5 protein-coding genes are annotated in these 5,631 nt (G+C 72.2%); 1 reads left to right on the forward strand and 4 read right to left on the reverse strand.

Going from position 1 to position 5,631, the window contains the following annotated elements:
• The 3 genes from AB0K09_RS29045 to AB0K09_RS29055 form a co-directional block, all read right to left on the reverse strand.
• The coding region (locus AB0K09_RS29045; RefSeq protein WP_366068387.1) for a diiron oxygenase at window positions 1-878 on the reverse strand (878 nt) is incomplete at its 3' end.
• A gap of 199 nt (window positions 879-1,077) precedes the next feature.
• On the reverse strand, window positions 1,078-1,290 hold the full coding sequence (locus AB0K09_RS29050) for a DUF2180 family protein (protein WP_366068388.1): 213 nt from the start codon (window positions 1,288-1,290) through the stop codon (window positions 1,078-1,080).
• Window positions 1,291-1,532: 242 nt separating this feature from the next.
• Window positions 1,533-2,084 carry a hypothetical protein gene (locus AB0K09_RS29055; protein ID WP_366068389.1) on the reverse strand — a complete coding sequence of 184 codons (552 nt, stop codon included), beginning with the start codon at window positions 2,082-2,084 and terminating at the stop codon, window positions 1,533-1,535.
• 329 nt (window positions 2,085-2,413) lie between these two features.
• Here AB0K09_RS29055 and AB0K09_RS29060 point away from each other — a divergent pair, with 329 nt between their 5' ends.
• Complete coding sequence (locus AB0K09_RS29060; protein WP_366068390.1) at window positions 2,414-3,673, forward strand: cytochrome P450; 1,260 nt, start codon at window positions 2,414-2,416, stop codon at window positions 3,671-3,673.
• Here AB0K09_RS29060 and AB0K09_RS29065 read toward each other — a convergent pair.
• Window positions 3,615-5,631, reverse strand: a 2,017-nt coding sequence (locus AB0K09_RS29065; RefSeq protein ID WP_366068391.1) for a SpoIIE family protein phosphatase, incomplete at its 5' end; no start/stop codon positions are given. The two genes, AB0K09_RS29060 and AB0K09_RS29065, sit on opposite strands and share 59 nt — an antisense overlap.

Genomic DNA, 5,631 nt, shown 5'->3' on the forward strand with positions numbered 1-5,631 from the left:
CGGAGAGCCCGTCGGGCTGCCGGAGGGTGTCGAAGGCGCCGGCCCGGCCGGTGAGACACCTGCTGCTGGAACTCCCTGGTGCGCGGGTCGGCGAGCAGACGCCGCCGCACGGCGAACGGCTCGGGGATCCCCGCGTCCCGGTAGACCTGCGGGTTGAACAGCGACTCGAAGCTGTAGTTCACGTAGCGCTTGACGTACTCCCGCACCTCGGCGAGGCGCTCGGGCGAGGCCTTGGTCTTCAGGTCCTCGTAGAGGAGGGAGACCAGTTCGCGGCCGAAGGCGATGTGCCGCGACTCGTCCTGGTGGTGGATCCGGTTGACCGCGCGAATGGTGTCGTGCAGCCGCTCGTCGGCCGCCATCGTGCTGTTGAAGTGGTCGACCAGCTCCTCGAAGAGGAGGATGCGGACGAACACCAGGAAGCTGGAGGCCTCGGGCCACGGGTCGCCCTGCCCGGCCGGCTCCGCCTGGCGGTACAGCTTCTTCCCGTACCTCAGACAGAACTCGGCGAAGAACCACATGTGCTCGTTCTCCTCACCGATGAAGTGGTGGAAGAACTCGGAGGGGATCTCGAAGCCCCGGGTGTGGATGCGCCGGGTGACCTCGATGATGAGGTCGCGGATGCCGTCCACGTTGAGGCTGTAGAAGTTGATGCTCTCGTACCGGGACAGCCGGTGGAGCTGTTCCTGGTCGAGTTCCCCGGCGACGTCCGTGCCGTGGGTGGTGGTGAGTTCCGGGCTCATCCACCACTGGTTCTCAGGGAGGGAGTCCGGCCACTCGAACATCCGGTAGGGGTTGTAGTATTCCTCGACCGACTTTCGGTTCAGCCGTTCGAGAATATCCTGGAAGCGATTGTCCTGGCTGATCAGCTCGCTGATCATTCCATCTCCTCAATTCGGGGGGAATTGCGCCGGAGACGACAGGCTGGACGAACACGGTGCTGTGACGTGGAATGAGAGCCGAAAGAATTTCCGCGTCAAGTCCATGTATCCAGCAACAAGAAATAGTTTTGACCACCCGCACCCCGGTTCCAACCGCCCGCCCCGGAGATTGTCAGGTTCCGCTTAGGCCCCGTGGTGGTCAGAAGGAGCGCTCGGCCCCGTGGCACGTCTGGCAGAGCACACGGCGAGCCGGCCGGCAGCTGGTCGACGTACCCGCGCCGATCGTTCTGTGGATGGTCTCCTGCGTGACGCGCGCGTGCTCGGCACAGACGGCCAGGCCGCACCGGCAGCAGATGCCGACGACGGAGGCCACGCCGTTCCCGTCCGACAGGCAGCAGTCGTAACACTTCAAGGGAACTCCATCGGGGGTGCGCGCCGGTACGCTCCCGGCTCAGGTGCCGCGGCGTCCCGGCCCGGTGATGTGGCGCCTCAATGAACGTGGGTTGTACAGCGACTGGTCGACCAGCGTAGAGAGCGGCCGACGCCCCGCTCAGGAAGCGGAGGAAACCCTGTCAGGTTGGCTGGACTTCGCCCCGGCGACGTGTTCTCGACCATCACCGAACGGCCGCCCGCGGCGGAGAAGTGCCCCCGCCGTCAGAGGAACACGAGGGTCGACGGGCCCTCGATGACCTTGACGCCCTCGTCCGCGAAGCACTTCAGGGGGTCGAGGGTGATCTGCACCCCGGGGGACCCCACCGGCCTGCCCTTGAACTTCCCCTCGACCACGGTGCCGTCGACCAGCGACAGGGTCTCGCCGGCCGCCGGCTGGACGAGGTGGTGCCGCCGGTAGACCACCTTGCTGTGCTCCCCGGTGTTCCAGGTGACCCACTCCACCGCCGTGCTGTCGATCGAGAGGCAGCCCGTCTCCCCGCTGCCCTTGATCACCGACTCGGCCCCGGTGATGACCGGATCGGTACCGGTGCAGGTGTAGCGGGCGCTACCGGTCAGGCGCGAGGACCTCGTTGGCAGCGTGAGACCGGGCGAGAAGCGGATGGCCGCGTTGCCGGCACACACCAGGGCGGGACGCGGCACGTCCTGCCCGTGCGCCCGCGCGGGGAGCGCGCCGGGTCCCGCCACGAGAGCCGACACCAGGGCCGCGCAGGCCCATGCCTTGCGCCGAGGGCGCTTCACGTGCACTCGCTTCACGCGCACTCCTTCACCACGGGAACCGGCAAGCGGATCCGCATCATGCCGGTTCGGGCCGTACCCCGGCCGGGGAACGGGCGTGGTGAAGCGGGACGGGCGACGGCATCCGCCGGGCGCGCGGCGCGCGGCGCGGTCCGCGCGCCGTGAACTCCGGGCCGGCGGGCGGCGGTCACTCAGTGCACCCCCGTCGCATTGAGTGACCGGCCCGCGACCACAGGGGGACGTTAACCACGCGGGGGACGCCGGGCAATCGCTGCACTGAGGTTGCACGGCCAGTTGCACGCCGATGTGGCCAAGGGTGCGGCGGCCCGCCGCATACGGTGGGACGCATGACGCCCATACCGCCCGCAGTGGCCCTTCCCCAGCCGTTCGACGCGGCGTTCCTGGCCGATCCGTACCCCGGTTACGCGAGGTTGCGCGAGGCCGGAGCGGTGCACCGGATCGCGCTGCCGGACGGTTCCCCGGTCTGGCTGGTGACGCGCGAGGCGGACGTCCGGGCCTGGATCGCCGATCCCCGGCTGTCGGTGAACAAGGCGCGATCCGGCACCGGTTACCGGGGCTTCACGCTGCCGCCGGCGCTGGACGCCAATCTGCTCAACATCGACCCGGAGGACCATCTGCGGCTGCGCCGTCTGGTGTCACAGGCGTTCACCCCGCGCCGCGTCGAGGAGCTCGGCGGCCGGGTCCGGGCCGCGGCGGACCGGCTGGCCGACCGGCTCGCGGCGTCGATGGCGGCGCACGGACGGGCCGACGTCGTCGCGGAGTTCGCGCTTCCGCTGCCGTTGACGGTGATCGGCGACCTGCTGGGCGTGCCGGAGGCCGACCGGAGGCCGTTCGCCGCCCGGGTCGGCGCCATGCTGGCTCCCGAACACCCCGGTCAGGTCGCGGAGTCCGTCGAGCACATCCATGGCTTCCTGCTCGACCTGGTCGCCGCGCGCCGGGCGGTGCCCGGCGACGATCTGCTCTCCGCCCTGATCGCGGCCCACGACGACGGCGACCGGCTGAGCGAGGACGAACTGGTCTCGCTCGCCTTCCTGATCCTGATGGCCGGCAGCGAGAACGCCCAGCACCTGATCAGCGGCGGTCTGCTGGCCCTGCTGCGGCACCCCGGCCAGCTCGCGGAGGTCTCCGCCGATCCCGGGCGGCTGCTGCCCGCCGCCGTCGAGGAGCTGCTGCGCTGGGCCCATCCCAACCAGATGGCCATCCGGCGCTTTCCCGTCGAACCGGTGGAGATCGGCGGGGTGAGCGTGCCGGCCGGCGACACCGTGCTGCTGTGTCTGGCCTCCGCCCACCGGGACCCCGCCCGCTACCCCGATCCCGACCGCTTCGACATCCACCGCGCCGACACCTCCCACCTGGCCCTGGGCCACGGGGTGCACTACTGCCTCGGCGCCCCGCTCGCCCGGCTGGAGATCCGGACCGCCCTCGGCACGCTGCTCCGGCGCTTCCCCGGGTTGCGGCTCGCGGTCCCCGCCGACGAGCTGCGGTGGCGCTGCTCCTTCCGCTCGCGCGCGCTGCGGGAGCTGCCGGTCATGCCGGGGGCGGCGGCGCCCGGAAGGCCGGGCCGTCGGGGCGGACGCGCGCGATGAGCAGGGCGACGTCGTCGTCCTGCTCCTGGCCCGCGCGCAGCGAGGACAGCAGCAGGTCGCACGTGGCCTCCAGATCGCGCCGGGGGCCGTCGAGGACGTCGAGGAGCACCTCCAGGCGGACGTCGATGGCCTCGTCGCGGGTCTCCACGAGACCGTCGGTGTAGAGGACGAGCTGGTCGCCGGGGGCCAGGTCGACGGTGACGCTCTCGAAGGGCACCCCGCCGACGCCCAGCGGGGCGCCGGGCGGCAGGTCGAGCAGGGTGGGCCGGTGCCCGGGGCGGACGAGCACGGGCGGCAGGTGTCCCGCGGTGGCGGCGCAGCACTGGGTGCTGTGGGGGTCGTAGACGACGTAGACGCAGGTCGCGATCGCCTGGTCGAGACCACTGGCGGTGCCGTCGAGGTGCCGCAGCACCTGGGCGGGGTCCAGGCCGAGACCGGTGAGGGTGCGGGCGGCGGTGCGCAGCTGGCCCATGGCGGCCGCCGCGCTCAGGCCGCTGCCCATGACGTCCCCGACCACCAGGGCGCTCTTGTCCCCGGCGTGCGGGATGACGTCGAACCAGTCGCCGCCGACCTGGCTGGCCGCGCCGGCGGGCTGGTAGCGGTAGGCGACCTCGAGGCCGACGGGGTCCTGGGGGCGCTGGGGCAGCAGGTCGCGCTGGAGGGTGAGGGCGGTGGCGCGTTCGCGCTGGTACCAGCGGGCGTTGTCGATGCAGACGGCGGCGCGGGCGGCGAGTTCGCCGGCGAGGACGACGTCGTCCTCGCCGAAGGGCCGGGGGTTGCGGGTGCGCTTGAGGTCGAGGGCGCCGAGGACCTCGCCGCGGGCGATCAGGGGGACGGCCATGTAGGAGTGGAGTCCGGCGCGGGCGAGCAGGGCGGCGGCCTCCTCGTCCCGGGCGATGCGCGGCAGGTCGCGGGGTTCGACGTGCGGCAGGTGGACGGGGTGCCCGGTGTTCACGCACCGGGTGACGAGCCGGTCGGCGTCGTACTTGGCGATCTGGCCGGGCTGGTCGGCGGCGCGGACGGCGTCCGGGGCGCCGGCCGAGGCGACGGCCAGGGCCCGGAAGACGGCGGCCTCGCCGCCCGGCGGGCCGGCGCGGCTGCCCTCCAGGACGGCGTCGAGGACGTCGACGGCGGCCACGTCGGCGAGGTCGGGCACGACGACCTCGGCGAGCTCCCGGGCGGTCTGGTCGAGATCGAGGGTGGTGCCGATCAGCACCGACGCGTCGGCGATCATGGCCAGCCGGCGGCGGGCCTCGGTGGCGGCGCGCTGCCGCTCGGTGATGTCCACGACGGAGGTGGCGAGGCCGAGGGGCCGGCCGGCGGGGTCCTCCAGCCGGTAGTAGGAGACGAGCTGGGTCTTGTCCTCGGTGGCGCCGCCACCGGACCGGCCCGTGAGGAACTGGTCCAGCAACGGTTTGCCGGTGGCCAGCACGCGGCGCATCGCGGCCTCGATGGCGGCCGCGTCCGCGCCGGGCAGGGCCTCGCCGACGCGCCGGCCGACATGCTTCTCGGCGGGCACCCCGTGGATGCGCTCCAGGGCGGGGTTGACCATGACGTAGCGCAGGTCGTTGTCCAGGACGGCGAGCCCGATCGGCGACTGGGCGACCAGCCGCACCGAGAGGGCGAGGTCGCGTTCCAGGTCCAGGACGACCCGGCGGTCGGTGGCGACGCCGAGGGCGAAGTAGTGGCCGTGCTGGTCCTCCAGCCGGACGTTGCGGAGCTCCACCATGCGGGTGCTGCCGTCCTTGTGGAGGGCGGGGAAGACACCGGCCCAGCTCTCGCCCTCCCGCATGACCTTGTCGAAGAGCTCCAGGACCTCCTCGACGTCCTCGTCGGCGACCAGCAGCGGGGCGGGGTAGCGGCCGAGCGCCTCCCCGGAGCTCCAGCCGAACAGCTCCTCGGCCTGCGGGCTCCACAGGATGATGCGCCGCGGTGGTGCTCGACCGGGACGGGCGCAT

The organism is Streptomyces sp. NPDC049577, assembly GCF_040675635.1.
Classification (GTDB): Bacteria; Actinomycetota; Actinomycetes; order Streptomycetales; family Streptomycetaceae; genus Streptomyces.

Bases quoted from the DNA above. Each gene is read 5' to 3' on its own strand.
- AB0K09_RS29060 (WP_366068390.1), top strand. From the start codon at position 2,414: ATGACGCCCATACCGCCCGCAGTGGCCCTTCCCCAGCCGTTCGACGCG.